This is a genomic window from Achromobacter xylosoxidans A8, from assembly GCF_000165835.1.
GTDB lineage: Bacteria > Pseudomonadota > Gammaproteobacteria > Burkholderiales > Burkholderiaceae_B > Achromobacter > Achromobacter xylosoxidans_B.
In genome coordinates, this window is the sequence record NC_014640.1 from 4788007 (window position 1) to 4813997 (window position 25991).

A 25991-nucleotide genomic window follows, 5' to 3' on the forward strand; every position below is an offset into this window, starting at 1 on the left:
TCCGCCACGCCCGTAAACGTTTCCTGGCCCACCGCTTCCCTTCAAGGAGACTGCAACAATGACCGCACTGACTCATCCCCTGGCGCGCCCCGACCTGCTGCGCGACGCCTGCTACATCGACGGCAAATGGGTAGCCGCCGGCAACGGCCCGTCCATCCCCGTGGACAATCCCTCCACCGGCAAGACCATCGTGTCCGTGCCCAAGCTGGGCCGCAAGGAAGCCGAACAGGCCATCGCCAGCGCCGAAGCCGCCCTGCCCGCCTGGAGCGCCAAGACCGGCAAGGAACGCGCCGCGATCCTGCTGAAGTGGGCCCAGCTCATGATGCAGCACCAGCAGGACCTGGCCGCCATCATGACCTCCGAGCAGGGCAAGCCCGTGACCGAAGCCGCCGGCGAAATCGCCTATGCCGCCTCGTTCCTGGAATGGTTCGGCGAAGAGGCCAAGCGCATCGACGGCGACATCCTGCAAAGCCCCAAGGCCGGCCAGCGCCTGATGGCGCTCAAGCAGCCCATCGGCGTCACCGCCGCCATCACGCCGTGGAACTTCCCGGCCGCGATGATCACGCGCAAGGTCGGCCCGGCCCTGGCCGCCGGCTGCACCATGGTGGTCAAGCCCGCCCAACAGACGCCGCTGACCGCGCTGGCGCTGGCCGTGCTGGCTGAAGAAGCCGGCGTGCCCGCGGGCGTGTTCCACGTCATCACCGGCAGCTCGCGCGAAATCGGCGCGGCCCTGTGCGAAAGCGACGTGGTGCGCAAGCTGAGCTTCACCGGCTCCACCGAAGTCGGCCGCACGCTGATGGAACAATGCGCGCCCACCATCAAGAAGCTGTCGCTGGAACTGGGCGGCAACGCGCCCTTCATCGTGTTCGACGACGCCGACCTGGACCGCGCCGTCGACGGCATCCTGGCCTCCAAGTACCGCAACGCCGGCCAGACCTGCGTCTGCGCCAACCGCATCTACGTGCAGGCCGGCGTCTACGAAGAGATCGCCAAGCGCCTGGTCGCCAAGGTCGAAGCCATGAAGGTCGGCGACGGCTTTGCCGACGGCGTGACCCAGGGCCCGCTGATCGACAGCAGCGCCGTGGAAAAGGTGCAGGAGCACATCGCCGACGCGACGTCGCACGGTGCCAAGGTGATCGCCGGCGGCAAGCCGCATGCGCTGGGCGGCACCTTCTTCGAACCGACCGTGGTGCGCGACGTGACCCAGTCCATGCGTTTCGCGACCGAGGAAACCTTCGGTCCGGTGGCCCCGCTGTTCCGCTTCGAAACGGAACAGGAAGTCATCGGCATGGCCAACGACACCATCTTCGGCCTGGCCGCCTACTTCTTCACCCGCGACTACGCCCGCATCTGGCGCGTATCCGAAGCGCTGGAGTACGGCATCGTCGGCATCAACACCGGCATCATCTCCAACGAAGTCGGCCCCTTCGGCGGCGTCAAGCAATCCGGCTTGGGCCGCGAAGGCTCCAAGTACGGCATCGAAGAGTACCTGGAGATCAAGTACCTCTGCGTGGACCTGGGCGCCTGAACGGCCCCTCGCGCGCGGCCCTGGCCGGCATCGGCCAGGGCCGCGCGCATTTCTTGCGCGGGTTTCCGGGAGTCCGATATGTTGCATCCCGCCCCGCGTCCGGCGTGGTAGATTTGCGCGTTCCCCGAACGAACGAGTCCGTATGAGCAGAACCTTTACCCGCGAGGACACCCGCCGGCTTGCCGCCATCCTGGCCGAAACGGCGCAGACGGAAGTCATGCCGCGCTTTCGCAATCTGCCGGAAGGGGCGGTGCGCGGCAAAAGCTCCGCCCGGGACCTGGTGACCGACGCGGACGAAGCCGCCGAGCGCCTGATCGCGACGCGCCTGGCCAAGCTGCATCCGGGCGCCGTGCTGATCGGCGAGGAAGCCTCGGCGCGCAATCCCGCCCTGCTGAACATGCTGGTCGACGCCGACCTGGCGTTCCTGATCGACCCCATCGACGGCACCCGCAACTACGTGGCGGGGCTGCCCTTGTTCGGCATGATGATCGCCGCCTGCCACCGCGGCGACGTGATCGCGGGCGTCATCTACGACCCGGTCAGCCGCGACAGCGCGTTGGCCGTGCGCGGCGAAGGCGCCTGGATGGAATATGAAAACGGCAAGCAGGTCCCGCTCGCGGTGGCCAGCCCCGCGCCCCCCGACGACATGGACGGCCTGATCTCGACCGGCGCCTTGCCCGAGCCGCTGCGCACGACCGTCAACAGCAATCTGTCGCGGCGTGGCAGCACCGGCTCGCTGCGCTGCGCCGCGCATGAATACCGCATGCTGGCCGCGGGCCACTGCCATGTCGCGCTGTATAACCAGTTGACCGCCTGGGATCACGCGGCCGGCTGGCTGTTGCACCGCGAGGCCGGCGGCTACGCCGCGCACTTCGACGGCTCCCCCTACAAGCCCACGCACCGCACGGGCGGCCTGCTGTACGCGCCGGACGCCGGCAGTTGGCACGCGGCTCGAAAGGCGCTAATGGGGGACATGGCGGAAGCCAGCGAGACTTGACAGATCGCCCCCGGGAACGTTCAAAAACTCGGGGTTATCCCTAGGAATTATCCACAGTTCCTGTGGACAACCCTATGGAAAGGTCTGTAACAGCGGAAAAAAACCTTTTCAGGCCAAGCACTTGCTTAGACCGGTCAAAAACCGGCCGGCCGCAGGCCGCTTTACAACGCGTCCAGCGCCTCGGCGCAAGGCAGTTCCACCTTGAGGGTAAGCATGCTGTCGGCGCGGGTGCGTCCCAGATTGATGGCCGCTATCGGCATGCCATTGCGCGAGGCCGCCGACACGAAACGGTAGCCCGAATACACCATCAATGAAGAGCCCACCACCAACACCGCGTCAGCGTTCATGAGGCCGGCATTGGCGCGATCCACCCGCTCGCGCGGCACGGTTTCGCCAAAGAACACCACGTCGGGTTTGACCACGCCGCTGCAGCGCGGACAGGGCGGCACCTTGAAGCGCGCGAAGTCTTCGCCTTCCAGATCGGCGTCGCCATCAGGCGCATCGGAAGCATCCAGCAGCATCCAGTCCGGATTGCCGTCCTGCAGCGCCTCCTGCCAGGCCTGGCGGCCGCCGCGCCAATCGCAGGCCATGCAGCGCACCTCGTCGAGCCGGCCGTGCAGGTCCACGACCTCGCGGCTGCCGGCGGCCTCGTGCAGGCCATCGACGTTCTGCGTCACCAGCACCGAGACGCGGCCGCGCGATTCCAGCCGCGCCAGCGCCCGATGCGAGGTATTGGGCTGCACGTGGCCAAAGCGGCGCCAGCCCACCATGCTGCGCGCCCAGTAGCGCGCCCGCGCCAGTTCGCCGCCCATGAAGGTCTGCAGCGTCATGGGCGGCTTGCGCTTCCATTCGCCTTCGGTGTCGCGGTAATCGGGGATGCCGGAGTCGGTGCTGACGCCCGCTCCCGTCAGCACGAACAGCCGCGGATGGCGGTCGACAAAGCCGCGCAGCGCGGCCAGATCAGAGACTCGTGTGTCCATCCAGGCTCCTCAGTGCCGGCCACTACAAATGTCGGCCACCGCAACACGGCGGCCACCGCAAAACGGCGGCCGCCGCAAAACGGCGGCCGCCGCGAACACCGCTCAGCCGCCCAGGCCACAGTCGGGCATGTCGCTGACCAGGCTGGCCTGGGTCACGTTGCTGCCGGGCGGCACGCTGCGGGTCAGCCAGACGTTGCCGCCGATGGTCGAGCCCTTGCCGATGGTGACGCGGCCGAGAATCGTCGCGCCAGCGTAGATCACCACGTCGTCCTCGATCAAGGGGTGGCGCGCCAGGCCCTTCTTGAGTTCGCCGTTTTCGCCGGGCGGGAAGCGCTTGGCGCCCAGGGTGACCATTTGATAGAGGCGCACGCGGTCGCCGATGATGGCGGTCTCGCCGATCACGACGCCGGTGCCGTGGTCGATGAAGAAGCTGCGGCCGATGGTGGCGCCCGGGTGGATGTCGATGCCCGTGTCCGCATGCGCGATCTCCGCCACGATGCGCGCCAGCATCGGCGCGCCCAGGCGGTACAGCACGTTGGCCAGGCGGTGATGGATCATCGCCGCCACGCCCGGATAGCACAGCAGCACTTCGTCCACGTTGTGCGCGGCCGGATCGCCCTGGTAGGCGGCGGTCACGTCCAGGTCCAGCGCGGCGCGCACGCGCGGCAACTCAGCGCCGAACTGCCGCACGATCTCGATGGCGCGCTGGCGCGTATCCGCGGGTTCCGCCTGTTCGGGCCGGCCCACGTATTGCAGCTCAAGACAGACCTGGTGCAGCAGTGCGTCCAGCGCCGCGCCGATGGTATGCCCGACATAGAAGTCCTCGACCTCCTCACGCAGGTCGATCGGCCCCAGGCGCATCGGGAACAGGGCGCCACAGAGGTTCTTGACGATCTGGCGCAGGCTTTCCTGCGAGGGGAACTCGCGCAGACCCGCGTCTTCGCGCAGACGGCCGCGCGGACCACGCCAGGCCACGCGCGCCTCGTGCAGGCCGGACACGATGCTGTCCAGGTTCCAATGGGCCGGCGCGTTGTAGGTCGGCCCGCTCATGACCGCGGCTCCTGCTGGGAGCCAGTAGACGGATTGAATTCAAACATGGGTGCGCCTCGTTGACGGTGCATGGCCGCGGCGGCTTGGCCGCCGGGCAATGCTGCTTCGCAATATTTCCGTCAACTGTAACCGCTAGCGCCGGTTTCGCGGAATCCATCCGACACGGCGCAGGGGTTATGTCCCCACGTCCTGATCGTAGCCTTGAGGATTGCCCTGCTGCCAGCGCCAGCCGTCCGCGCACATCGCATCCACGCCATGCGTGCTGCGCCAGCCGAGCAAGCTGGCCGCCAATGCGGGATCGGCCCACATGCGCTCGATATCGCCGGGACGACGGGCTTGCGCGCGCACGGGAATCCGGCAGCCGTTGACCCGCTCGAACGCATGCACCAGCTCCAGCACGCTGGTGCCCTGCCCCGTGCCCAGGTTGACCGCCACGAACCCAGGATGGCTCTCCGAATATGCGAGCGCCTGCACATGCCCTTGCGCCAGGTCCATGACGTGCAGATAGTCGCGCACGCCGGTGCCGTCGGCCGTGTCGTAGTCGTCGCCGAACACCCGCAGGTAGGGCTGACGCCCCACCGCCACCTGGGTGATGAAGGGAAACAGGTTGTTCGGAACGTCGCGCGGGCTTTCGCCGATCTGCCCGCTATGGTGCGCGCCGATGGGATTGAAGTAGCGCAGCGTGACCGCGCTGAAGGCCGGGTCGGCCCTGCAGACGTCGCGCAGCACCTCTTCCACCATCAGCTTGGTGCGGCCATAGGGATTGGTCGGCGCCAGCGGGTGCGCTTCGGTGAACGGCAGGTACTGCGGCTCGCCATAGACCGTGGCCGATGAACTGAAGACCATGCGCGTCACGCCCGCCTCGCGCATGGCGCGCAGCAGCGCCACTGAACCGCCGACATTGTTGTCGTAGTACTTGAGCGGATCGGCGACCGACTCGCCCACCGCCTTGCTGCCAGCCAGGTGCAGCACCGCCCGCACCGGCGCGCCGCGCGCGGCCGATCCGGCCAGCACCGATTCGACCAGGCCGGGGCTGCGGATATCCCCTTCCACCAGCGGGATCTCCACGCCGCACAGGCGCTCGACGCGGCGCACGGCCTCGCGGCTGCCGTTGCTGAAGTCGTCCAGCACCAGCGGCCGCTGGCCCGCCGCCAGCATCGCCACCAGCGTGTGCGTGCCGATGTAGCCGGCGCCGCCGGTCACCAATACATGCAGGTCCGGCATGGCCCGGCCTCCTTCACAGATGCGCCGCCACGCCCGGCACCCAGGCATGGCGCGGCCGCGGCGCCTGCGCATGGCTGCGGTAGCGGTCGATCCAGTACGAGGTGGACGCGTCGTGGCCCCAGTCCACCACGCCGGCCGACACCGGCACCGCCAGCTCGCGCTCGATGCCGGTGGCCAGGCGCTTGCCCAATTCCACGCCCCATTGGTCAAAGGGGTTGATGCCCCAGACCACGCTCTGCACGAACACCTTGTGCTCGTACAGGGCCAGCAGCGCGCCCAGCCCGCGCGGATCCAGCTGACGCAGCACGATCAAGGTGGAAGGCCGTCCGCCCGGATGGACCATGTGCTGCGCCAGGCTCAGCGCCCGTTCCTGGTCGTCGATGTGCGCCACGTCCATCAGCGCCTGCTCCAGGCACTTGCCGCGCAGCAGCGCCTGGCGCTGCGCCAGGCAGTTGGCCAGCAGCATGCGGTGCGCATCCGGACTGTCGGCATGGCCTTGCAGGCTGGCGATGAAGTCCACCGGCGCGCCGTCCTCGCTCTGATGCAGCCACTGGAAAAAAGTGTGCTGGCCGTCGGTGCCCGGCATGCCCCAGATGATGGGCGCGGTCGGCACGCCGACCGCCGCGCCGTCGCCCGCGACCCGCTTGCCCAGCGATTCCATTTCCAGCTGCTGCAGGTAGGTCACCAGGTGCAACAGCCGCGCGCTGTAGGCCGCGATGTTCAGAGAGTTTTGTCCCAGCACGCTGCAGTTGACCAGCCCCGCCAGCGCCAGCTGGATCGGCGCATTCGAGGCGAACGGCGCCTGCTGGAAATGCTGGTCCATGGCCTCGGCGCCCGCCCGCATGCCGATCAGCACGTCCGCGCCTACCGTCAGCGCAATCGACAAGCCGGCTACCGACCAGACCGAATAACGCCCGCCGACCCAGTCGCACATCTTGAAGATCTGGCTGGACGGCACGCCCAGCGCCCGCGCCGCCGACACATTGGCGGTGACCGCGGCCAGATGCTCGGACACATCCGCCACGCCGCCCTGCTTGAGCCAGGCGATGGCGGCGCGCGCATTGTGCAGCGTCTCGGCGGTGGTGAAGGACTTGGACGACACCACCACCAGGCAGCGGCGCGGATCCAGTCCTGCCACCGCGTCATGGAACGCGTGGCCGTCGATGTTGGACACGAAGCGGATCTGCCGGCGCTGCGACGCGCCGCCGAACGCCTGCACCGCCAGGCGCGGCCCCCAATCGCTGCCGCCGATGCCGATGTGCAGCACCGTGTTGAAGTCGGCCGTCTGGTCGACGCGGCGCACGAAGTCAGTCATGCGCGAGTGCTCGCAAACGGAGTCCGCATCCTGCCCATCGGGTTGTTCCCGCGTGCGTCCGGCGCGCAGCGCCGTATGCCATGCCGGCTTGCCCTCGGTCCAGTTGACCGGCTCGCCCGCGAACAGCGCCTGGCGCGCGTCCGCCACCCCGCGCGCCTGCAGCAGCGCCATGGCCGCGGCTTCCAGCGCCGGCGACTGCCGTTGCATGCTCAGGTCCACGCACAGACCCGCCGCCTCGATGACCTTCAGCGCCGCGCCGTCCAGTTCCGCGCCGTGCGCGGCTTGCGCGAACGCCTGCCACTCAGGGCTGTCCGCCAGGCCGGAATTCGCCCTTAGCGCCTCAACCGCATACTTGGCCTTTCCCATCGCGTGATGCTCCTTAAAACGGTAAACGAACATGAGGGGCAATGCGCCGGAACGCGTTGCGGAAATCCTCCTCGATACGGGCCAGAGCGGCCACGGTGTCCCCTTCAAAACGCAATACCACCGTCGGCGTGGTGTTGGACGGACGCGCCAGGCCGAAGCCGTCGGCGTAATCCACCCGGATGCCGTCCAGATCGTTGATGGACTGCGCGCCGGGAAACTGCCCCTGCGCGCGCAGCGCTTCCACCAGGTCGAACTGTTCGCCTTCGGCGGTTTCCAGCTTGATTTCAGGCGTGGCGCAGGACTGCGGCAGGCTCTCCAACAGGGCCGACGGATCCGGCGCCCCGGACAGGATCTCCAGCAGCCGAGCGGCCGCGTAGATGCCATCGTCGAAGCCGTACCAGCGCTCCTTGAAAAAGATGTGGCCGCTCATCTCGCCCGCCAGCTGCGCGCCGGTCTCGCGCATCTTGGCCTTGATCAGCGAATGCCCGGTCCTGCACATGGTGGCCTTGCCGCCGGCTTCCGTGATCGCGCGCGCCACATGGCGGCTGCATTTGACGTCGTACAGGATCTCGGCGCCCGGGTTGCGCGCCAACACATCGCGCGCCAGCAGGATCAGCAGGCGATCCGGCCAGATGATCTGCCCCGTCTTGGTCACCACGCCGAGGCGGTCGCCGTCGCCGTCGAACGCCAGGCCGACCTCGCAGTCGGAATAGCGCAGGCAATAGATCAGGTCCTGCAGGTTCTGCGGATCGGCCGGGTCCGGATGATGGCCCGGGAACGAACCGTCGACTTCGCAGAACAGTTCGACCACTTCGCAGCCCAGGGCGCGGAACAACGCCGGCGCCGCCGCGCCGGCCACGCCGTTACCGCAATCGATGGCGATCTTCATCGGCCGCGCCATGCGGATGTCGCCCATCAGGCGCGCCGTGTAGCAGGGCATGATCTGCATCTGCGTGCGTCCGCCCGAGGCGCTGGCCGACTCGATCGGCAGCCGCATCGCGTCGCGCAGCGCGGTGATGCCCTCGCCGTACAGCGAGGCGCCGTCCAGCACGATCTTGAAGCCGTTGTGCGCGGGCGGATTGTGGCTGCCCGTGACCGCGATGCCCGCGCCGGTGTCCATCAGGCGGGTCGCGAAATACACCATCGGCGTGGTCGCCATGCCGATATCGATGACGTGCATGCCCGCCGAACGCAAGCCGGCCTGCAAGGCGGCCGCCAGCTCGACGCTGCTCAGCCTGCCATCCCTGCCCACCACGATGGACCGCGCCCCCAGTTCGCGGGCCTGGGTCCCCGCCGCCATGCCCAGGCTGTGCGCGAACCGCGCGTCGATCTCTTCCGGCACCGTGCCGCGTATGTCATAAGCCTTGAAAACCGCATCCAGAATTTGCGGGGTATCCCAGCCAAAAGTTCCGTGCATGCCAGTTTCTCCGGGTGGCGTTATTTAGGGCCGTTCTGTTTGAAATCGCCGTAATACGCCGCACGGGAGTAGCGATAACTACCGTACTTGGACCGGAAGCCGAAGCGTTCCGGCATGAGCTTGAGACCGTTGAAAAGCACGCCATCCACGGGCGCGCCGGCTTGGATCAGGCGCTTGGCCGTCTCGCGGATTTCACCTACCGTGTTCATGCCCGAGCGCACCACCACCATCACCGCGGCCGCATGCGTGCCGACCACGGCCGCGTCCGGCGACGACAGCACGGGCGCCGTGTCCAGGATCACCATGTCGTACTGCGATGCCAGTTCGCGCAGGGTTTCGCCGAACACCGGCGAGGCCAGCAGTTCGGAAGGATCGAAGGTGACCGCGCCGGTGGCGATGAAGTCCACGCCTTCGGACACGCTGTGCTTGCGCACCTGGGTCAGCGGGATCGTTCCCGACAGGACCTCGAACAAGCCGTCTTCCTTGGGCACGCCGAAGTAGCGGTTGAGCTGGCCCTTGCGGAAGTCAGCGTCGATCAGCAGCACGCGCTTGCCCACGCCGCCCTGGATGAAGGCGAAGTTGGCCGACAGGAAGGACTTTCCCACGCCCGCCACCGGCCCGGTGAACATGACCATGTTGTTGGCCGACTGGCGCAGCGACGCCTGCAGCACGTTGCGGAACGACCTCAGGCTTTCGATGGGCGGCGCATTGCCCTGGCTCTGGGCCAGCAGCGCGGGCACGCTGGCATTCTTGCGCCGGCTGCGCCGCCACAGCTTGTCCTGTATGTCGCTGTACGGAATGGCGGCCAGCACCGGCAGGCCGGTATGGCGCTCGACGTCGTCGGGTTCGGACAGGCCGCCGAACAAGGCGTTGCGCACAAAGGCGCACAGCATGCCGAAGATCAGGCCGAAGGCGGTTGCGACGCCGATGATGATGGCGGCCTTGGGGCGCACCGGCTTGTCGGGCTGCACCGCCGAGTCCAGGATGCGCACGTTGCCCACCTTGCCGGCGCGGATCAGGCGCAGCTGCTGGGCGTTGTTGAGCAGCGCCGTGTAAAGCTCGGTGTTGACGCGCACGTCGCGCACCAGGCGCACCACGTCCTGTTCCAGGTCGGGCAGTTGGCGGATGTTGTTGCCGATGCGGTTCACGTCCCCGGTCAGGCCGGCGATCTGGCGGTCCAATGCCACGATGCTGGGGTGGGTCGGCGCAAAGCGCGTGATCATTTCCTGGCGCTTGGAGCGCAGCTCCATCACCTTGGTCTGCGCGTCCACCGACTGCGCCAGGATCAGCTTGGCCTCTTCGCTCAGGTCGATGGTGCCGCGCTTGTTGCGCAAGGAGTTGTACTTGGTCTCGGCCGCGTCCAGCTCGCCCTTGAGCACCGGCAGCTGCTGTTCGAGGAACACCAGCGACTTCTCGGCCTGCGCCGACTTGCGGTTGACGTTTTGCTGCACGTACTCCTGGCCGATCTGGTTGAGCACGGCGGTGGTCAGCGCGGGATCATTGCCTTCCAGCGTGACGCCGATCACACCCGAGGTGCGGCCGCGCTCGAAGATGCCCAGGCGCCCCTGCACGTCCTCGATGGCGGCCAGGCGCGAGCTGCGCGACACGGTGAACTCGGTGCCGGGGCGTCCCGTCAGCGCATCGATATGCACGTCCATGGCACCGCCGCCAGGCAGCCTGAAATGCTCGGGCTTGCCCACCGTGCCGTTGAAAGTGGCGCCGGTGAACTTGTCGCTCAGCGTGTAGCGTCCTTCGCCCAGCGTGGTCACGCGAAACGGCTTGCCCAGCCATTCGTTGGGCACGTCCAGCTGCGAAATCGCGATGGCTTCGCCGCCCCAGGCGTAGCCGCCGCGCGGAAAGCTCGACGGGTACGGCAGGCTTTCATAGCGCTGCGCCAGCCATTCGCCGATCACGGGGAAATAGCGCGGCTTGGCCTGGATGTACAGCAGGAACTTGTCGACCGCGGGCCCGACCACCATGCGCGAGCGCAGCACTTCCATTTCGCCCGAGGTCTCCGCCTTGGTATCGAACATGGAGGAAACATCGCCCAGCAGGCTGCGGCTCTGCCCCTGGGGCATTTCCTCTTCCACCTGCACGATGATGTCGGCCGAATACACCTTGGGCGTGATCATCACGTAAGTGAGCGCCCCCAGTAATGCGAGCAGAGTGATCGCAATGATCATCCACCGGTTGGAGAAGATGGCGTCCACATGGGACGACAACGGAGTTTCCTGCTGGCGAGCCGGCACGGACGGCTCGAACGATTCGATGGGCAACGACATGCAGCTCTCCAAGAGAAGACGCCGCCGCGGTCGCGGCGTCCCCAGGCGTGGTTTAAGGCGGACTAATCTATGGCTTTCACGGTCTGTACGGTCTGGGCGCTCGGGAACAGGTTGCTGATGAAGCGGTTCCACCGCACCAAGCCGGCCGTGTCCACGAACACAACATCTTTGGGTTGCAACTCGAACTTCTCCGCCACCGCAAGAGTCTGCGGCGAGCCGGCGTTCAGGTGGAACACCAGCGGCGTCGCTTGCTCAGTGCTGCGCACAACGAATATTTGCGACGGGTTCGAGGTCAGCTGGTTCGGTCCTCCGGCCAAGCCCAACGCCTCGGTCAATGACATGCGTCCGTCACGCATCACTGCCGCGGTGGGCAAGGTCACCTCGCCCATCACGAAAACCTTGCTGTCGTCGCGCGGCGTGACCCTCACGATGTCGCCCGACTTCAGCAGCACTTGATTCAAGTCCTGGCCACGCTCGATCAGCGCGGGCACGTTCACGCGAGTACGGCGGCCATCCCGGATCACATAGACTGCGCTGCGGTCTCCGGTCGGCAGAATGCCGCCGGCCCTGTTGATGGCTTCCAACAGGGTCATCGGAATATCGTTGATCGCGATTGCGCCCGGCGTCTTGACCTCGCCATCCACGTAAACACGCTTGCTGCGATATCCCAGAACGCGTACGGTGATCTGCGGATCCTGGATGTATTTGCCTGAACTATTCACTATGAGATTGCGCGCCTGAAGTTCCGTCAACCCGGCCACTTTCAGCAATCCCGCATACGGAAATTGGATATATCCAGTGGATGAAACCGTATAGCCCGGAATGCCCGAGGCAGTATCCCCAATGGCTAATTCCGTGACCCCTGTCCCGATGGCGTAGGTTTGCGTCGGAAGGACGAGTTCAGGGTGATCCCACACTACGATCGAGAGGATGTCCCCCGGCCCGATCAGGTACGGCCCGGACTTGCCGTAGAGCTTGTCGACGCCTTCGTTGTCGAGCAATGCCTGGCGCGCGCGCTGGTCTTCCAGCACCAGCGACGGCGTGATTTCCTTGATTACTGCCTTGGAGTTCGGATCCAGCGGATCCGCAAGCTGATTGGCGTCAAAGGTCATACCGGGAGACAAGGCGCAAGCGCCCAGCGAGGACACGAGCGCGATAGCTGCTATGCCTCGGCTCAACGTTCCGAAAAATGTCGTCATGGCAAATCCACTTGTGAATGACTTCGTTGCTTGGAGTGAGCCCGATGCGTAACGGGTTGCGACATTCCACTCTCTTTTCCTAAGCCCGCACATTCGACGGATGTCCTAAGCCTTCTCCTACATCGTTTGGAGGTTTCGGGTGCGTTGCGCACTCAATAAGATTTTGTCGGTAGCCACAAGCTTTGCGGCAGTGCACGGTTTTTGCTCGACGCAGAGCGGCTCCCCACGAACAGGAGTGCGCGATGGACCCGTCCCAAACGGACACGTCGTCTAGATTCAGCGGGGCAAGCTATCTCTACCGCTTGCTCGATGCCGCGATCGTCATCACCTGCGGCCTGACTGCCACCGGCTTGAAATTCTCGGACGATGCCTTGGCGGATCCTCCGCAAATCCATCTGTTCCTTGTATATCTGTGCGGCCTCGGCGTCGTTGCCATCTTTCCGGCCTTCCGCCTGTATGTCTCCTGGCGCGGCCGCCTGCTCACCGACCTGGTGGTGCGCAGCCTGGCAGCGTGGGCGCTGGTGTTCGCGCTGGGCATCTGCATCAGTTTTCTCATGCACCAGACCGCGGCGATATCCCGCGTATGGGCGGCTACGTGGTTCGGCATGTCGGCGCTGACGCTGGCCGGCTTACGCATTGCGGTCTACGCGGTGCTGGGCGCCGCGCGCGACCGCGGGCTGGACCGCAAGCGCGTGCTGCTGGTTGGCTTTGGCGCTCTGGGCCACGACCTGTGGCGCCGCGTCGAGCAATATCGCGGCGCGGGCTACGAAGTGGCGGGCATCTACGCCGAACCCCATGAAAACCTGCCGCCGCAAGTCCGCCGCCTGCATGACCTGGACGAACTGCATGCCTTCGTGCATGAGCACACCGTCCGCGAGATCTGGATCGTGCTGCCGATGGAGGCGGGCCAGGAACTGCGCGAAGTCCTCTATCACCTGCGCAACGACCTGGTGGATATCCGCTGGATTCCCGACGTCATGTCGATCCAGCTGTTGGGGCATCGCATCGGGGAATTCCTGGGCCTGCCCGCGATACAGCTCAACAGCCTGCCCGCCGCTGGCGTGCGGGGCTGGGCCAAGGAGATTTTCGACCGCAGCTTTGCCTTCTGCGCGCTGATCGGGCTGTCGCCGGTCATGCTGACGGTGGCTTTCCTGGTCAAGGCGACCTCGCGCGGCCCGGTGTTCTTCACCCAGCCGCGGCTGGGCGTGGACGGCAAGGTCTTCCACGTCTACAAGTTCCGCACCATGACGGTGCACCAGGAGCACGGCGTGGTCACCCAGGCGACCCGCAACGACGCGCGCATCACGCGCATCGGCGGCTTCCTCAGGCGCACCAGCCTGGACGAGCTGCCCCAATTCCTGAACGTGCTGATGGGCGACATGTCGGTGGTGGGCCCGCGCCCGCACGCGCTGGAGCACAACGAAATGTACAAGGACCTGGTCCAGCGCTACATGATGCGCCACCGCGTCAAACCCGGCATCACCGGCTGGGCGCAGGTCAACGGCCTGCGCGGACAGACGGACACGCTGCGCAAGATGAGCGACCGCATCGAGTACGACATTTATTACATCCAGCACTGGACGTTCAGGATGGACCTGCAGATCATCGCCCGCACGGCGGTATCGGGATGGACGGGCCGCAATGTCTACTAGACCCTTGGGATGGCCCGAACGATCCGGGCGGCAACGGGCCGCGGCCGCCGGCGGCGTACTGGCGCAGGCGGAATTCCGCCAGGCGGTCGAAATGTTGCCGCTGGTTTCCATCGACCTGCTGCTGCGCGACGCCGCGGGCCGCTACCTGACCGGCCTGCGCGCCAATCCTCCGGCCCAGGGCGCCTGGTTCGTGCCGGGCGGGCGCATCCGCAAGAACGAGACCCTGCACGACGCGCTGCGCCGCATCGCCCGCGAAGAGTTGGGCATCCCGGTCAACGAACTGGCCTGGACTCCGCGCGGCGTGTACGAGCACTTCTACGGCACCAATTTTGCGGGTGAAGCCGGACGCTCCACCCATTACGTCGTCCTCGCCTACGAGGCCGAGCTTTCTTTGGACATTTCCAGCCTGCCCCAGGCCCAGCACCGCAGCTACCGCTGGCAGCCTGCCCGGGCCATCGCCGCCGATCCCGGCGTGCACCCCTACACCCAGGCCTACTTCAAGGAGTGAGCGCCATGACCAACCCCCCTCCCCCGTACCGGGCAGTCATACTCTGCGGCGGTTCAGGCTCGCGCCTGTGGCCGCTGTCGCGCGAACTGCTGCCGAAGCAGTTCATCCGTTTGACCGATGACCGCAGCCTGCTGCAGAACACCCTGCTGCGGCTGGGCTCGGCCGGCGCCGAGGCCCGGCCTACCCTGGTATGCAACGACGCGCACCGCTACATCGCGGCGGAGCAGGCGCTGGAGCTGGACATCAAGGACGTGGAAGTGATCCTGGAGCCGTTCGCCCGCAACACGGCGCCAGCCATCGCCGCTGCCACCCTGCGCGCCATGCGCGACGGCGAGGATCCGGTCATGCTCATCATGCCCTCGGATCACGTGCTGGAAGACGGCGAGGTGCTGCGCGCCGCCTTCGCCGAAGCCTACCGGGCCGCCCTGCAGGGCGCGCTGGTGACGTTCGGGATCAAGCCCACCGCCCCGCTGAGCGGCTATGGCTACATCCAGGCGGACGAACCCGGCGTCATGGCGCCCGCGCGCCGGGTGCGCCGCTTCGTCGAAAAGCCCTCGCCCGAGGTCGCTCAACGTTTCATCGAGGATGGCGGCTATTACTGGAACAGCGGCATGTTCGCCTTCCAGGCCTCGGTGTTCCTTTCGGAAATGGCGCGCCTGGCGCCCAAGATGCTGGAACAGGTGCAGGCGGCGGTGGCCATCGGCCATGGCGAGAATGCGCTGTTCCACCTGGACGGACCGTCGTTCGAAGCCTGCCCCAGCGATTCCATGGACTACGCCATCATGGAGCGTACCGACAGCGCCGTGGTTATCCCCCTGGCCGCCTCGTGGAGCGACGTCGGCGCCTGGGACGCGGTCTGGGGTATCGCCCAGAAGACGGAGGAAGGCAACTCCACCACCGGCGACGTCATGGTGGAGGATTCGCGCAACTGCCTGATCCACTCCACCAGCCGGCTGGTCGCCTCGGTGGGCCTGGACGACATCGTCGTGATCGAAACCGCCGACGCCGTACTGGTGGCGCACAAATCGCGCTCGCAGGACGTCAAGCGGCTGGTCGAGATCTTCAAGACGCAGCACCGCTCGGAGCTCAACCATCACCGCGAGGTGCAGCGGCCCTGGGGATCCTATGACTCGGTGGGCCAGGGTCCGCGCTACCAGGTCAAGCGCATCACGGTGAAGCCCGGGGCGCGCCTGTCCTCGCAGATGCACCACCACCGCGCGGAACACTGGATCGTGGTGTCGGGCACGGCGCGCATCTACAACGGCGACAAGCAGTACCTGCTGACCGAAAACCAGTCGACTTACATCCCCCTGGGCGAGATCCACAGCCTGGAGAACCCTGGAAAGATCCCGCTGGAAATCATCGAGGTTCAATCGGGGGCCTACCTGGGCGAGGACGACATCGTCAGATTCCAGGACATGTATGGCCGAGTGTGAGGAGCCTCCACGCCGCGCGCGCTTGCCTGCCTCCGAGAAGGAGTCTTTCTTCAGGCCAGGCATGGCGCGGATCTGCCTGCCCTTTGCAGGCCTGTTCTTCGCCGTGCTGGTCACGGTGGGCAACCTGCCGGGCCTGGCCGCCGAGATGTCGGACGCCTTTGGGGACAAGCGCCTGCATCTTGCGGCTTACGCCTTCCTGACCACCTTGATCTATTTCTCGGTCAACCGGCGTCCCGGACTGACGGCCCTGCTGGGGGTGGCGGCCCTGGGCGCTTTGGATGAAGCAATCCAGTCCTTTTTTCCGTATCGACAGGCTGATTTATTAGACCTTTTGGCCGATATCTCCGCGGCTGGTGCAACAGTAATCTCATTGCACATTGGTACCGCAGCCTTCGGCTCCTTTCGTGCAGTCACTAAGTCTTAAGGATACAACCATGCCAAAACGGGCACTGATTACCGGCGTTACTGGCCAAGACGGGGCCTATCTGGCGGAGTTTCTGCTGGCCAAGGGCTATGAGGTCCACGGCATCAAGCGGCGCGCTTCGCTGTTCAATACCGCGCGGATCGACCATCTGTACCAGGATCCGCATGACCAGCCCCGCAATTTCGTGCTGCATCACGGCGATATGACCGACTCTTGCAGCCTGATCCGCATCGTGCAGTCGGTGCAGCCCGACGAGATCTACAACCTGGCCGCCCAAAGCCATGTCGGCGTCTCGTTCGAGGAACCCGAGTACACGGCCAACGCCGACGGCCTGGGCACCCTGCGCCTGCTGGAAGCCATCCGTATCCTGAAGCTGGAAAACAAGGCACGTTTCTATCAGGCCTCCACCTCCGAGCTGTATGGCCTGGTGCAGGAAACGCCGCAGAAGGAAACCACGCCGTTCTACCCGCGCAGCCCGTACGCGGCGGCCAAGCTGTATGCCTACTGGATCAGCGTGAACTACCGCGAAGCCTATGGCATGTATGCCTGCAACGGCATCCTGTTCAACCACGAATCGCCCAAGCGCGGCGAGACCTTCGTCACGCGCAAGATCACCCGCGGCCTGGCCCGCATCGTGCTCGGCCTGCAGGAATGCCTGTACCTGGGCAACCTGTCCGCGCTGCGCGACTGGGGCCATGCCCGCGACTACGTCGAAATGCAGTGGCTGATGCTGCAACAGGACACGCCCGAGGACTACGTCATCGCCACCGGCATGCAGTACAGCGTGCGCGAATTCATCAATACGGCGGCGCGCGAGCTGGGCATCCTGCTGGCCTGGGAAGGCGAAGGCCTGGAAGAGACCGCCACCGTGCTGTTCTCGCCGGTGCATGACATCAAGCCGGGCCAGGTCATCGTCCGGGTCGATCCGCGCTACTTCCGTCCGACGGAAGTGGAAACCCTGCTGGGCGATCCGACCAAGGCGCGCGAAAAGCTGGGATGGTCGCCCCGCACCTCGTTCGCGCAACTGGTCAAGGAAATGGTCGAAAGCGATCTGCGCGACGCGCGGCGCGATGCCCTGGTCGAGCAGAACGGCTACGAAATCTACGCCTACAAGGAGTAGCACGACATGACGAACCTGGAGCAACGCGTCTTCGTCGCGGGCCATCGCGGCATGGTGGGCGCCGCGATCACCCGCGAACTGCAGCGCCGCGGCTACCGCAACGTGCTGACCCGCGGCCGGGACGAGCTGGATCTGGAGAACCAGAACCAGGTCAACCGCTTCTTCTCGACCACGCCAGTCGACGTGGTGTACCTGGCCGCGGCCAAGGTCGGGGGCATCCTGGCCAACCAGACGCATCCGGTGGAGTTCCTGTACAAGAACCTGATGATCCAGTGCAACGTGATCCGCGCCGCCTATGCGGCCGGAGTGCGCAAGCTGCTGTTTCTGGGTTCGTCATGCATCTACCCGCGCGAAGCTCCGCAACCGATCCGCGAGGACGCCTTGCTGACGGGGCCGCTGGAAGCCACCAACGAGCCTTACGCCATCGCCAAGATCGCAGGGCTGAAGCTGTGCGAGGCCTACCAGCGCGAGTTCGGCGCGCGCTTCATCTGCGCCATGCCGACCAATCTGTATGGCCAGCATGACAACTACGACCTGCAAAGCAGCCATGTGCTGCCCGCGCTGATCCGCAAGTTCCACGAAGGCCGGGAAGCCGGCCAGGAAAGCGTGTCGATCTGGGGCACCGGCGCGCCGCTGCGCGAGTTCCTGTACGTGGACGACCTGGCCCAGGCCTGCGTCATGCTGATGGAGCATCCGCAAGCGGAAGGCATGTACAACATCGGCGCCGGGCAGGACATCTCGATCGCCGACCTGGCCAGGCTGGTGGCCCGCGTCGTCGGCTACGAAGGCAATATCGTCTACGACAGCAGCAAGCCCGACGGCACGCCGCGCAAGCTGATGGACTCGGCCCGCGTGCAGGCGCTGGGCTGGAAACCGGAGATCTCGCTGACGCATGGCATCACGCTGGCCTACGGGCATTTCCTGCGTGAACGCACCCAGCATGCGCTGCCCGTGGCCTGACGGCCTCGCCAGAACCCTTATGCCTACAGGCCCCAGCCATGCTCGGATTCCTCAGGAAACATGTCGCCGGCAATGCCTCCTTCTGGGGGCTGGTGGAGTATGGCATCGGCCCGGTCGCGGCGCTGGTGGCCCTGCCCATCCTGTTCCGGCAGCTGGGGACCGTGGGCTTCGGCCAGTACTCCATGATCATCGCCCTGGCCGGCTTCGGCAACGCCGCCAACCTGGGCGCTGCCGTGACCGCGACCAAGCTGGTGTCCGAGCGCATGCACGAGCCGGGCGGCGCCTATCGCGCAGCCGGCGTGAGCATGTCGCTGATCGGCTGCGCGCTGGCGGTCGTGACCCTGGCCGCGGTGCTGCTGTGGGGCGTCGTGGGCCTGGGCTGGCCAGAGGCGACCTTCGGCGGCGTGGCAGTGACCATGCTGGCCATGCCCGCGCTGGCCATCTACCTGACGCAGCAATATGACCAGCTGTTCTCAGGCTGCCTGAAGGGCCGCGAGGACTTCCGCGCCACGGCGCTATGCGAAGTCTTCAGCCGCACCGGCACCATGGCGCTGGCCTGCGCCACGGCCTGGCTGACGGCCTCGCCGACCTGGACTGGACTGGCGCAGGCGCTGGGACTGCTGGTTGCGGGCAGCGTGAAGATGCGCGTGTTCGCGCGCGCCTATGGCCGCATCCTGGTGCGCCCGGTGCGCGACCGCGGCGCCATGATGGACGCCTTCAAGTTCTCGCGCTGGTCCTGGCTGAACAGCCTGAGCGCCCTGGCCTTCGGCTCGGTGGACCGGGTGCTGGTCGGCAGCCTCATGGGGCCGGCGGCGCTCGCGATCTACACGGTCGGCGTGCAGGTCGGCCAGATCATCCATACCGCGTCGGTCGCCATCTTCCAGAAGGCCATGCCGCGCGTCACCCGCCTGTCGGTTTCGCCGCCCTACCCTGGCGCGGTCGAACACGAGATCCGCCGCATGATGCTGTGGAACCTGGTGCTGTCGGCCAGCGCCACGCTGGCAGTGCTGGCGGTCAGCCATCCGCTCTTGAACCTGCTGCTGGGGGACAACGTCGCCAGCGGCCATCTGGGCACCTTCCGATTGCTCATCGTGGCCTCGGGGCTGCTGTCCCTGAACGCCGCCGCGCACTTCTCGCTGCTCGGGCTCGGCAATTCCCGCGCGGTCGCCATCCTGAACGGCCTGGGCGGCCTGGCGATGCTGTGCGTCATGGCGGGCTTGGTACACGCGGCGGGCGAGCACGCCGCGGCCTGGGGCCGCATGGCCTACGCGGCGATCACGCTGGCCGGCGTGGCCCTCGCCATCCGTCAATCCCGGCCCGACTTTCCGGGCGCCTTGCCTGCGGCCACCCGTTAACTCACATGCTGAGGTCCTACATGCGCAAGCGTCATAACGAGTATTCACGTCAGCTCATCGACTTCGTCCGCGAGTTGCGGCCGCCGGCGCCGATTGCCGGCAGCCTGTTGCCGAAAGTGACCATCGTGACCCCCTCGTTCAACCAGGCCCGCTTCCTGGAACGCACCATCCTGTCCGTGCTGAACCAGGGCTATCCGCGGCTGGAGTACATCATCATCGACGGCGGCTCCACCGACGGCAGCGTGGACATCATCCGCAAGTACGAGCGCTATCTGACCTATTGGGAAAGCACGCCGGACCGCGGCCAGTCGCATGCCATCAACAAGGGCTTCGAACGCGCCACCGGCGATTACGTCGGCTGGCAGAACTCCGACGACCTGTACTTCCCCGGCGCCTTGCGCAAGCTGGGCGCCGCGGCGTCCAAGGGACGCGCGCCTATCGTCAGCGGCAATCTGTTCGTCGCCGACGCCGACAACAAGATCTTCCGCAAGATCCATTACACCCCGGTCAACCGCGGCACGCTTACGGTGGTGAAGGCGTCCATCCCGAACCAGTCGGCGATCTTCCGCCGCGACCTGTTGCAGAAGTACGGACTGCTGCAGGAGAGCATGCGCTACTGCATGGACCTGGAACTCTGGAGCCGGTTGCTGCGCGAAGGCAAGAACCTGATCGTGCCGGACGCCATGGGCGTGTACACCGCCCATGACGAAACCAAGACGGCGCTGATGCAGGACGTGCTGCTGGAGGAGCGCGAGCAGATCGTCACGCGCATCCGCCGCACGGAACCGGGCCTGGGCAAGCTGTTCGAGCTGTCCTGCCGCGCGTCCAAGGTGGCCGCGCATGCGCGCCAAGGAGACCTGTCCTATCTGTTCGAAAAGCTGACCACCAAGATATTCGGACGCGACGACTGGGCTTCGCACTAGCGCCCGTCCAAACAGAGAAGAGCCGCAATGAGCACGCACCGCCGCCTTTCCACCTTGCATCTGCTGGGCCTGTTCGCCTTCACGGCGCTGGCCCTGAACGACGACCGCTTCGTCCTGGGGGTCGGCAGCTTCAAGCTGTCGCCCTTCGATTTCCTGTTCGTCGCCATGCTGGTGGTCAAGGCGCTGCGGCTCGCGGACCCCGCGGCCTATGCGCTTCCCCGCGGCCCGCTGGGCATGCTGCTGGGTATCCAGGCCCTGTCGGTGATCTACCTGCTGCTGGTATCGCTACACCACCCGGGCATCGAGACCGGCGACGTGGCGCGCGACCTGCGCATCGTGTTCTATTTCCTGTGCACGCCCTTTCTTTGCTACAAGGACATCGACAGCCCGGCAGCCTATGCGGTGCTGCAGAAATACATCGTGGCGTCTTGCCTGGCCGTCGCCACCCTGATGCTGGCCGAGCAGCTGCAGGGCTTCAGCGTGGCGAATCCGCTGCGCAACGTGCGGCTGGGCGTCTGGGCCATTCCGTTCGGCGTGGTGTCGCTGCTGTACTTCCGGCGCACCCTCAATGTTTCCGGACCCAAGGCCTACGCGCTGACCGTCTACATGCTGCTGGCCCTGGTGTTTTCACTGAACCGCAGCCAATACCTGCAGCTGGCGATCTCGGTAATCATCGCCGTGCTGCTGGGCGCGGGCCCCGAAATCCGGCGGCGCGCCGTCCTGGTCTTCGCGCCCGCCGCGGTCGCCGGCGTGCTGGTGTTCGCCAGCATCGGCTACCTGGACGTTTTGACCAATCGCATCTTCAGCGTCGAGCGCCTGGACGAAGACTCCAGCTATGGCGCGCGCGTCCAGGAAATGCAGGGGCAGATGGACTTCTTCGCCGAAAGCCCGGTGTTCGGCAAGGGCGCGGGCTTTCGCAGCTGGGTCATGGGCGAGAACGGCTTCGAGCTAAGCACCTTCGCCCACAACTCCTGGGCCTTTTATCTGATGAAGTTCGGCGTGGTCGGGACCATCATGATCATGCTGCCGCCCGTGCTCATCCTGCTGCTGACCCTGCTGCGACGATATGCGCATCCGGGCCTGGAGCTGCACCGGCGCTACCTGCTGGCCACCGCTCCCATCTACATCTTCATCGACTCGCTTTCCGGCGGCCTGGCCTACGCGCCCAAGACCGCCTTCACCGGCTTCCTGCTGTGCTATTGCCTGTCGCTCATGCGCAATGCCCAGCTCATGCCCGTGCCAGAACAAGGAACGACATCCGCCCCCAGCCACCGTCCGGACGTTGCGCGCCGGACGCCAACTCGAGTGATCCCACATGCCTGATGTCTTGTTTGTTGCGCCAGACCTGCACGGCGGCGTAGGAAGATGTGTCGCTTTCATCGTGGATGCCTTGCCGGAACAAGGGGTGGATTCCGCCTTGTTCCTGCTGCGCTCGCGCATCCGCGAATACCCCGTAGCCAACCCCAAAGTCACCCGAGCCCTGCCTGTCAACGAATCTCCCGCCGCGCTGCGGCTGATGCTGCCCGTGGCCTTCTTCAAGCTGCTCCGGCAGATCCGGCGCGACAAGCCCGCCATCGTCTGCTCGCACGGCCTCTTGTGCAATATGCTGGTCATCGTGGCCAAGAAGCTGCTGCGCGGCAAGTTCAGCACGGTCGCCTTCGAGCACAGCAGCCCCGCCATCCATTACGGCGCCTCGCGCATGCGGCGCCTGAAATGCTGGCTGGTCAGCCAGACCTACCGCCGCCACGATGCGGTGGTCGGCGTATCGCGCGGCGTCAAGGAAGACCTGGTCAGCATGTTTCCGCCGCTGCGCGGCAAGGTCCACACCATCTACAACGGCGTGCCGCTGGACAATGTCCGCGCGCAGGGCGGCCGCGGCGCGGACGAAGCCTTGCAATCCGCGCCCTACCATGTGGTGGCCGTGGGCCGGCTCGAAGCGGTGAAGGACTATGCGACGCTGATAGACGCGGCCACGCTGCTGGACGACCCCGGGATCCGCTTCACCATCCTGGGCGAAGGGTCCGAGCACGCCGCCCTGCAGAAACGCATCGATGAAAGCGGCTCCCGCACCCCGGTCACCCTGGCCGGCCATATCGACAATCCGTTTCCAGTGATCGCGGGCGCCGGCGCCTTCGCCCTGACTTCCCTGCGCGAGAGCTTCGGCAATGTGCTGGTGGAAGCGCTATGCCTGGGCGTGCCGGTCATTTCCACCGACTGTCCGCATGGCCCCGCCGAAATCCTGGATTCCGGCCGCTATGGTTTGCTGGTTCCGGTGGGCGACGCAGCCGCCCTGGCCGAGGCGGTTCGCCGCCTGGCCTACGACGCGGAGATGCGCGAGAGGCTTGCGGTCCAGGGGCCCGAACGCGCCGACGCCTTTTCCCTGGAACGGCATTGCCGCAACGTCATCGCCCTCTTCCGCCCGCTGATGCAGCGCGGCACGCCCTGAACAGGACAGCATCATGCAGAAGATACCGGTATCGGTCGTCGTCATGACGAAGAACGAGGAACGCAACATCAACAAATGCCTGAAGGCGCTGGTCGAATTCGACGAGGTTTTCGTGGTGGACTCCAACAGTACCGACGCCACCTGCGCGATGGCGACGGCGCTGGGCGCCAAGGTCTCGAATTTCCAGTGGAACGGCAAGTATCCCAAGAAGAAGCAGTGGTGCCTGGAGCAGCTGCCGTTCTCGCATCCCGTGGTGCTCTACGTGGACGCGGACGAAGAGATGACGCCGGGCCTGGCCGCCGAGATCCGCGAAGTCCTGCCGCGCTTCGCGGCGGGCACGGGCGGCGCCTTCGTGCCGTTCGACTACGTGTTCTGCGGCAAGAAGCTGGAGCACGGACACCGCGTCTACAAGCTTGCGCTGCTGGCCCGCGACCGCTCGCGCTTCCTGGACTACGATGACCTGGACGTGGCTCACATGTGGGAAGTGGAAGGCCACTATCAGCCGCAGGTGGAAGGCGAGACCTTCGCCCTGCGCCAGCGCATGGTGCACAACGACCATGATTCGCTGTTTCACTACTTCGACAAGCACAACCGCTATTCCGACTGGGAAGCGAACCTGCGCACCAAGGGCCTGATGAACGATCCGCGCGAGGCCAATGTGGGCGCGCGCGCCCTGCTCAAGCGCATCTTCCAGGCCATGCCGTTCAAGGCGCTCACCTCGTTCCTGCATTCCTATGTCTTCCGCCTGGGCTTCCTGGACGGCAAGGCCGGCTATGACTACGCGGTGGCGCGGGCCATGTACTACTGGCAGATCCGCATCAAGACCGAGGAAATCCAGAAGGCGCGGCAGGCCAGCGCTGCCGCCGCGCGCGACGACGCCGTGGCGGGGGCCGCCAAATGAGCGCCCTGCAACGTCTGGACCGTTTCGCGCTGGCGCCTGGCCAGCGCGGCCGCTCCGCCCTGACCGTGCAGCTCTGGTGGACGGTGCAGGCGACGCTGTTCCGCTGGTCGCCGCAGGTGGCCTATGGCTTTCGCCGCTGGCTGTTGCGCTGCTTTGGCGCGCAGGTCGGCCGCAAGGTGCTGATCCGGCCTACCGCCACCGTGACCTATCCGTGGAAAGTCGAAATCGGCGACTACGCCTGGATCGGCGACGACGCGGTCATCTACAGCCTGGGCCCCATCCATATCGGCGCCCACGCCGTGGTGTCGCAGCGCAGTTACCTGTGCGCCGCCGACCACGATGCGGGGCAGCCTGAATTCCCCTTGCGCGAGCGCGCGGTGCGCATCGAGGACGGCGCCTGGGTGGCGACCGACGTGTTCATCGGCCCCGGCGTGACCGTGGGACGCGAAGCCGTGATCGGCGCGCGCAGTTCGGTGTTCCGCAACATGCCGCCCGCCATGATTTGCCACGGCAACCCGTGCCGTCCCATCCGCCCGCGCCAGGCTGGCCCGGCATGAAAATCCTCATCTACGGCATCAACTACGCGCCCGAACTCACCGGCATAGGCAAGTACAGCGCCGAGCTGGCCGAATGGCTGGCCGCGCGCGGCCACGAGGTCAGCGTGGTCACGGCCCCGCCCTACTACCCGCAATGGCAGGTGCATGAGGGCTACCGCGCCGGCCGCTACCGCAAGGAAATCCTGCGCGGCGTCACCGTGCGCCGCGCCCCGCTCTGGGTGCCCGGACGTCCGGGCGGCCTCAAGCGCCTGATCCACCTGGCCAGTTTCGCCCTGTCCAGCCTGCCGTCGCTGTTGCGCGCCGCCGCCGGGCGGCCGGACATCATCCTGGTGGTGGAACCCGCGCTCTTCTGCGCGCCCGCCGCCTGGCTGGCCGCGCGGCTTTGCGGAGCCCGCGCCTGGCTGCACATCCAGGATTACGAAGTCGACGCCGCGTTCGAGCTGGGGCTGCTCAAGGGCGCCGGCCTGCGCGCCACGGTGCTCCGGGCCGAACGCTGGCTGATGCGCCGCTTCGACCGCGTCTCCACCATCTCCAATCGCATGCTGGACCTGGCACGGGCCAAGGGCGTAGACCCAGGGCGCGCCGTGCTGCTGCCGAACTGGATCGACGTGGATGCGATCGCGCCACAAGCCGGCGGCCGATATCGGGCCGAACTGGGCATACCGGACGACGCCATCGTCGCGCTGTATTCAGGCAACATGGGCGGCAAGCAAGGCTTGCAGACCCTGGCCGACGTGGCCCGCAGGCTCGGCCGCGAGACGCGGCTGTGGTTCGTGTTCTGCGGCCAGGGGCCCGAGCGCGCGCCGTTGCAACAGCAATGCGAGGGCCTGGCCCGCGTCGTCTTCCTGGACCTGCAGCCAGCCGAACGCCTCGGTGAACTGTTGAACACCGCCGACATCCATCTGTTGCCGCAACGCGCCGGCGCCGCCGACCTGGTGATGCCGTCCAAACTGACCGGCATGCTGGCCAGCGGCCGGCCCGTGGTGTGCGGCGCGTCGCCCGGCACCGAGCTGGCCGGCGTGGTGGCGCGCTGCGGCCTGCTGACCCCGCCCGAAGACGGCGCCGCCATGGCCGAGGCCGTGCGCAAGCTCAGCTACAACGCGCAGATCCGCGAAACGCTGGGCGCTGCGGCGCGCCAGTATGCGCAGGCGCACCTGCATGTGGACAGCGTGCTCGCTGCGGCCGAACAGGAATTCGAGAACCTCATCGGCGCCAAGGGCAAACGTGCCGCCCGCGCGGCGCAATCCGACGCAAACACAGGCGCCTGATCGCGCGCCTGACCCATCGACGCCCTGCGGGGCTCAATTTCCTGGCTGCGCTTGTCGATGGCTTGCGCGCGTCCGAAGGCGGA

Annotated in this window: 22 protein-coding genes; 15 read left to right on the forward strand and 7 right to left on the reverse strand. The window is 66.3% G+C overall.

Annotation, left to right across the window (positions count from 1 at the left end; all coding sequences use genetic code 11):
* The first annotated feature begins 58 nt into the window (after positions 1 to 58).
* Positions 59 to 1528, forward strand: a complete 1470-nt coding sequence (locus tag AXYL_RS22140; RefSeq protein WP_013395097.1) for an NAD-dependent succinate-semialdehyde dehydrogenase — start codon at positions 59 to 61, stop codon at positions 1526 to 1528.
* A 142-nt stretch (positions 1529 to 1670) separates the two neighbouring features.
* Positions 1671 to 2525: an inositol monophosphatase family protein gene (locus AXYL_RS22145; RefSeq protein WP_013395098.1), complete on the forward strand. Its 855-nt coding sequence runs from the start codon at positions 1671 to 1673 to the stop codon at positions 2523 to 2525.
* A 161-nt stretch (positions 2526 to 2686) separates the two neighbouring features.
* Here the strand turns inward: AXYL_RS22145 and AXYL_RS22150 are convergent, their stop codons facing one another.
* The 7 genes from AXYL_RS22150 to AXYL_RS22180 all read right to left on the reverse strand — a co-directional run bounded on the left by AXYL_RS22150 (position 2687) and on the right by AXYL_RS22180 (position 12358).
* Positions 2687 to 3505: an NAD-dependent protein deacetylase gene (locus AXYL_RS22150; protein ID WP_013395099.1), complete on the reverse strand. Its 819-nt coding sequence runs from the start codon at positions 3503 to 3505 to the stop codon at positions 2687 to 2689.
* A gap of 102 nt (positions 3506 to 3607) precedes the next feature.
* Positions 3608 to 4555: a serine O-acetyltransferase EpsC gene (gene epsC, locus AXYL_RS22155; RefSeq protein WP_013395100.1), complete on the reverse strand. Its 948-nt coding sequence runs from the start codon at positions 4553 to 4555 to the stop codon at positions 3608 to 3610.
* Positions 4556 to 4729: 174 nt separating this feature from the next.
* Positions 4730 to 5779: a UDP-glucose 4-epimerase GalE gene (gene galE, locus AXYL_RS22160; RefSeq protein WP_013395101.1), complete on the reverse strand. Its 1050-nt coding sequence runs from the start codon at positions 5777 to 5779 to the stop codon at positions 4730 to 4732.
* A 13-nt stretch (positions 5780 to 5792) separates the two neighbouring features.
* Complete coding sequence (gene pgi / locus AXYL_RS22165; RefSeq protein ID WP_013395102.1) at positions 5793 to 7460, reverse strand: glucose-6-phosphate isomerase; 1668 nt, start codon at positions 7458 to 7460, stop codon at positions 5793 to 5795.
* A gap of 13 nt (positions 7461 to 7473) precedes the next feature.
* On the reverse strand, positions 7474 to 8877 hold the full coding sequence (locus tag AXYL_RS22170; protein ID WP_013395103.1) for a phosphomannomutase/phosphoglucomutase: 1404 nt from the start codon (positions 8875 to 8877) through the stop codon (positions 7474 to 7476).
* A 20-nt stretch (positions 8878 to 8897) separates the two neighbouring features.
* Entirely contained in the window at positions 8898 to 11159 is a 2262-nt protein-coding gene (locus AXYL_RS22175) for a GNVR domain-containing protein (protein WP_013395104.1), read from the reverse strand.
* 62 nt (positions 11160 to 11221) lie between these two features.
* Positions 11222 to 12358, reverse strand: a complete 1137-nt coding sequence (locus AXYL_RS22180; protein WP_041654095.1) for a polysaccharide biosynthesis/export family protein — start codon at positions 12356 to 12358, stop codon at positions 11222 to 11224.
* A gap of 242 nt (positions 12359 to 12600) precedes the next feature.
* On the opposite strand from AXYL_RS22180, the gene AXYL_RS22185 reads away from it, so the two are divergent.
* The 13 genes from AXYL_RS22185 (at position 12601) to AXYL_RS22245 (ending at position 25908) form a co-directional block, all read left to right on the forward strand.
* Complete coding sequence (locus AXYL_RS22185; RefSeq protein WP_013395106.1) at positions 12601 to 14010, forward strand: undecaprenyl-phosphate glucose phosphotransferase; 1410 nt, start codon at positions 12601 to 12603, stop codon at positions 14008 to 14010.
* The gene (locus tag AXYL_RS22190) at positions 14000 to 14518 is read left to right on the forward strand and encodes a GDP-mannose mannosyl hydrolase (protein WP_080551086.1); all 519 of its coding nucleotides are present in this window, start codon (positions 14000 to 14002) and stop codon (positions 14516 to 14518) included. Before AXYL_RS22185 ends, AXYL_RS22190 begins: the two co-directional genes overlap by 11 nt.
* 5 nt (positions 14519 to 14523) lie before the next feature.
* Positions 14524 to 15954: a mannose-1-phosphate guanylyltransferase/mannose-6-phosphate isomerase gene (locus tag AXYL_RS22195; protein ID WP_013395108.1), complete on the forward strand. Its 1431-nt coding sequence runs from the start codon at positions 14524 to 14526 to the stop codon at positions 15952 to 15954.
* Between the two features lie 61 nt (positions 15955 to 16015).
* Positions 16016 to 16378 (forward strand): VanZ family protein, encoded by a 363-nt coding sequence (locus AXYL_RS22200; RefSeq protein ID WP_013395109.1) that lies wholly within the window; start codon positions 16016 to 16018, stop codon positions 16376 to 16378.
* Positions 16379 to 16388: 10 nt separating this feature from the next.
* Positions 16389 to 17498: a GDP-mannose 4,6-dehydratase gene (gene gmd / locus AXYL_RS22205; RefSeq protein WP_013395110.1), complete on the forward strand. Its 1110-nt coding sequence runs from the start codon at positions 16389 to 16391 to the stop codon at positions 17496 to 17498.
* 6 nt (positions 17499 to 17504) lie between these two features.
* A complete protein-coding gene (locus tag AXYL_RS22210) occupies positions 17505 to 18458 on the forward strand; it encodes a GDP-L-fucose synthase family protein (RefSeq protein ID WP_013395111.1) in 954 nt (317 codons plus the stop codon).
* Positions 18459 to 18496: 38 nt separating this feature from the next.
* The gene (locus AXYL_RS22215) at positions 18497 to 19813 is read left to right on the forward strand and encodes a lipopolysaccharide biosynthesis protein (protein WP_013395112.1); all 1317 of its coding nucleotides are present in this window, start codon (positions 18497 to 18499) and stop codon (positions 19811 to 19813) included.
* Between the two features lie 20 nt (positions 19814 to 19833).
* Positions 19834 to 20736 carry a glycosyltransferase family 2 protein gene (locus AXYL_RS22220; protein ID WP_013395113.1) on the forward strand — a complete coding sequence of 301 codons (903 nt, stop codon included), beginning with the start codon at positions 19834 to 19836 and terminating at the stop codon, positions 20734 to 20736.
* A 27-nt stretch (positions 20737 to 20763) separates the two neighbouring features.
* Positions 20764 to 22059: an O-antigen ligase family protein gene (locus tag AXYL_RS22225; protein WP_013395114.1), complete on the forward strand. Its 1296-nt coding sequence runs from the start codon at positions 20764 to 20766 to the stop codon at positions 22057 to 22059.
* A complete protein-coding gene (locus tag AXYL_RS22230; RefSeq protein WP_013395115.1) occupies positions 22052 to 23182 on the forward strand; it encodes a glycosyltransferase in 1131 nt (376 codons plus the stop codon). Before AXYL_RS22225 ends, AXYL_RS22230 begins: the two co-directional genes overlap by 8 nt.
* A 13-nt stretch (positions 23183 to 23195) precedes the next feature.
* Positions 23196 to 24083 carry a glycosyltransferase family 2 protein gene (locus tag AXYL_RS22235; RefSeq protein ID WP_013395116.1) on the forward strand — a complete coding sequence of 296 codons (888 nt, stop codon included), beginning with the start codon at positions 23196 to 23198 and terminating at the stop codon, positions 24081 to 24083.
* A complete protein-coding gene (locus AXYL_RS22240; RefSeq protein ID WP_013395117.1) occupies positions 24080 to 24640 on the forward strand; it encodes a putative colanic acid biosynthesis acetyltransferase in 561 nt (186 codons plus the stop codon). Before AXYL_RS22235 ends, AXYL_RS22240 begins: the two co-directional genes overlap by 4 nt.
* Entirely contained in the window at positions 24637 to 25908 is a 1272-nt protein-coding gene (locus AXYL_RS22245; RefSeq protein ID WP_013395118.1) for a glycosyltransferase WbuB, read from the forward strand. The genes AXYL_RS22240 and AXYL_RS22245 overlap by 4 nt, the downstream gene beginning before the upstream one ends.
* Positions 25909 to 25991: the final 83 nt, after the last annotated feature.

Excerpts from the sequence above, each read along its gene's own strand:
- AXYL_RS22150 (WP_013395099.1), bottom strand. The coding sequence starts at position 3,505 with ATGGACACACGAGTCTCTGATCTGGCCGCGCTGCGCGGCTTTGTCGAC.
- AXYL_RS22145 (WP_013395098.1), top strand. The coding sequence starts at position 1,671 with ATGAGCAGAACCTTTACCCGCGAGGACACCCGCCGGCTTGCCGCCATC.
- AXYL_RS22225 (WP_013395114.1), top strand. The coding sequence starts at position 20,764 with ATGAGCACGCACCGCCGCCTTTCCACCTTGCATCTGCTGGGCCTGTTC.
- AXYL_RS22195 (WP_013395108.1), top strand. The coding sequence starts at position 14,524 with ATGACCAACCCCCCTCCCCCGTACCGGGCAGTCATACTCTGCGGCGGT.
- epsC (WP_013395100.1), bottom strand. The coding sequence starts at position 4,555 with ATGAGCGGGCCGACCTACAACGCGCCGGCCCATTGGAACCTGGACAGC.
- AXYL_RS22210 (WP_013395111.1), top strand. The coding sequence starts at position 17,505 with ATGACGAACCTGGAGCAACGCGTCTTCGTCGCGGGCCATCGCGGCATG.
- AXYL_RS22190 (WP_080551086.1), top strand. The coding sequence starts at position 14,000 with ATGTCTACTAGACCCTTGGGATGGCCCGAACGATCCGGGCGGCAACGG.
- AXYL_RS22215 (WP_013395112.1), top strand. The coding sequence starts at position 18,497 with ATGCTCGGATTCCTCAGGAAACATGTCGCCGGCAATGCCTCCTTCTGG.
- AXYL_RS22140 (WP_013395097.1), top strand. The coding sequence starts at position 59 with ATGACCGCACTGACTCATCCCCTGGCGCGCCCCGACCTGCTGCGCGAC.
- AXYL_RS22230 (WP_013395115.1), top strand. The coding sequence starts at position 22,052 with ATGCCTGATGTCTTGTTTGTTGCGCCAGACCTGCACGGCGGCGTAGGA.
- AXYL_RS22240 (WP_013395117.1), top strand. The coding sequence starts at position 24,080 with ATGAGCGCCCTGCAACGTCTGGACCGTTTCGCGCTGGCGCCTGGCCAG.
- AXYL_RS22180 (WP_041654095.1), bottom strand. The coding sequence starts at position 12,358 with ATGACGACATTTTTCGGAACGTTGAGCCGAGGCATAGCAGCTATCGCG.
- AXYL_RS22200 (WP_013395109.1), top strand. The coding sequence starts at position 16,016 with ATGGCGCGGATCTGCCTGCCCTTTGCAGGCCTGTTCTTCGCCGTGCTG.
- AXYL_RS22245 (WP_013395118.1), top strand. The coding sequence starts at position 24,637 with ATGAAAATCCTCATCTACGGCATCAACTACGCGCCCGAACTCACCGGC.
- AXYL_RS22220 (WP_013395113.1), top strand. The coding sequence starts at position 19,834 with ATGCGCAAGCGTCATAACGAGTATTCACGTCAGCTCATCGACTTCGTC.
- AXYL_RS22175 (WP_013395104.1), bottom strand. The coding sequence starts at position 11,159 with ATGTCGTTGCCCATCGAATCGTTCGAGCCGTCCGTGCCGGCTCGCCAG.
- galE (WP_013395101.1), bottom strand. The coding sequence starts at position 5,779 with ATGCCGGACCTGCATGTATTGGTGACCGGCGGCGCCGGCTACATCGGC.
- AXYL_RS22170 (WP_013395103.1), bottom strand. The coding sequence starts at position 8,877 with ATGCACGGAACTTTTGGCTGGGATACCCCGCAAATTCTGGATGCGGTT.
- pgi (WP_013395102.1), bottom strand. The coding sequence starts at position 7,460 with ATGGGAAAGGCCAAGTATGCGGTTGAGGCGCTAAGGGCGAATTCCGGC.
- AXYL_RS22185 (WP_013395106.1), top strand. The coding sequence starts at position 12,601 with ATGGACCCGTCCCAAACGGACACGTCGTCTAGATTCAGCGGGGCAAGC.
- gmd (WP_013395110.1), top strand. The coding sequence starts at position 16,389 with ATGCCAAAACGGGCACTGATTACCGGCGTTACTGGCCAAGACGGGGCC.
- AXYL_RS22235 (WP_013395116.1), top strand. The coding sequence starts at position 23,196 with ATGCAGAAGATACCGGTATCGGTCGTCGTCATGACGAAGAACGAGGAA.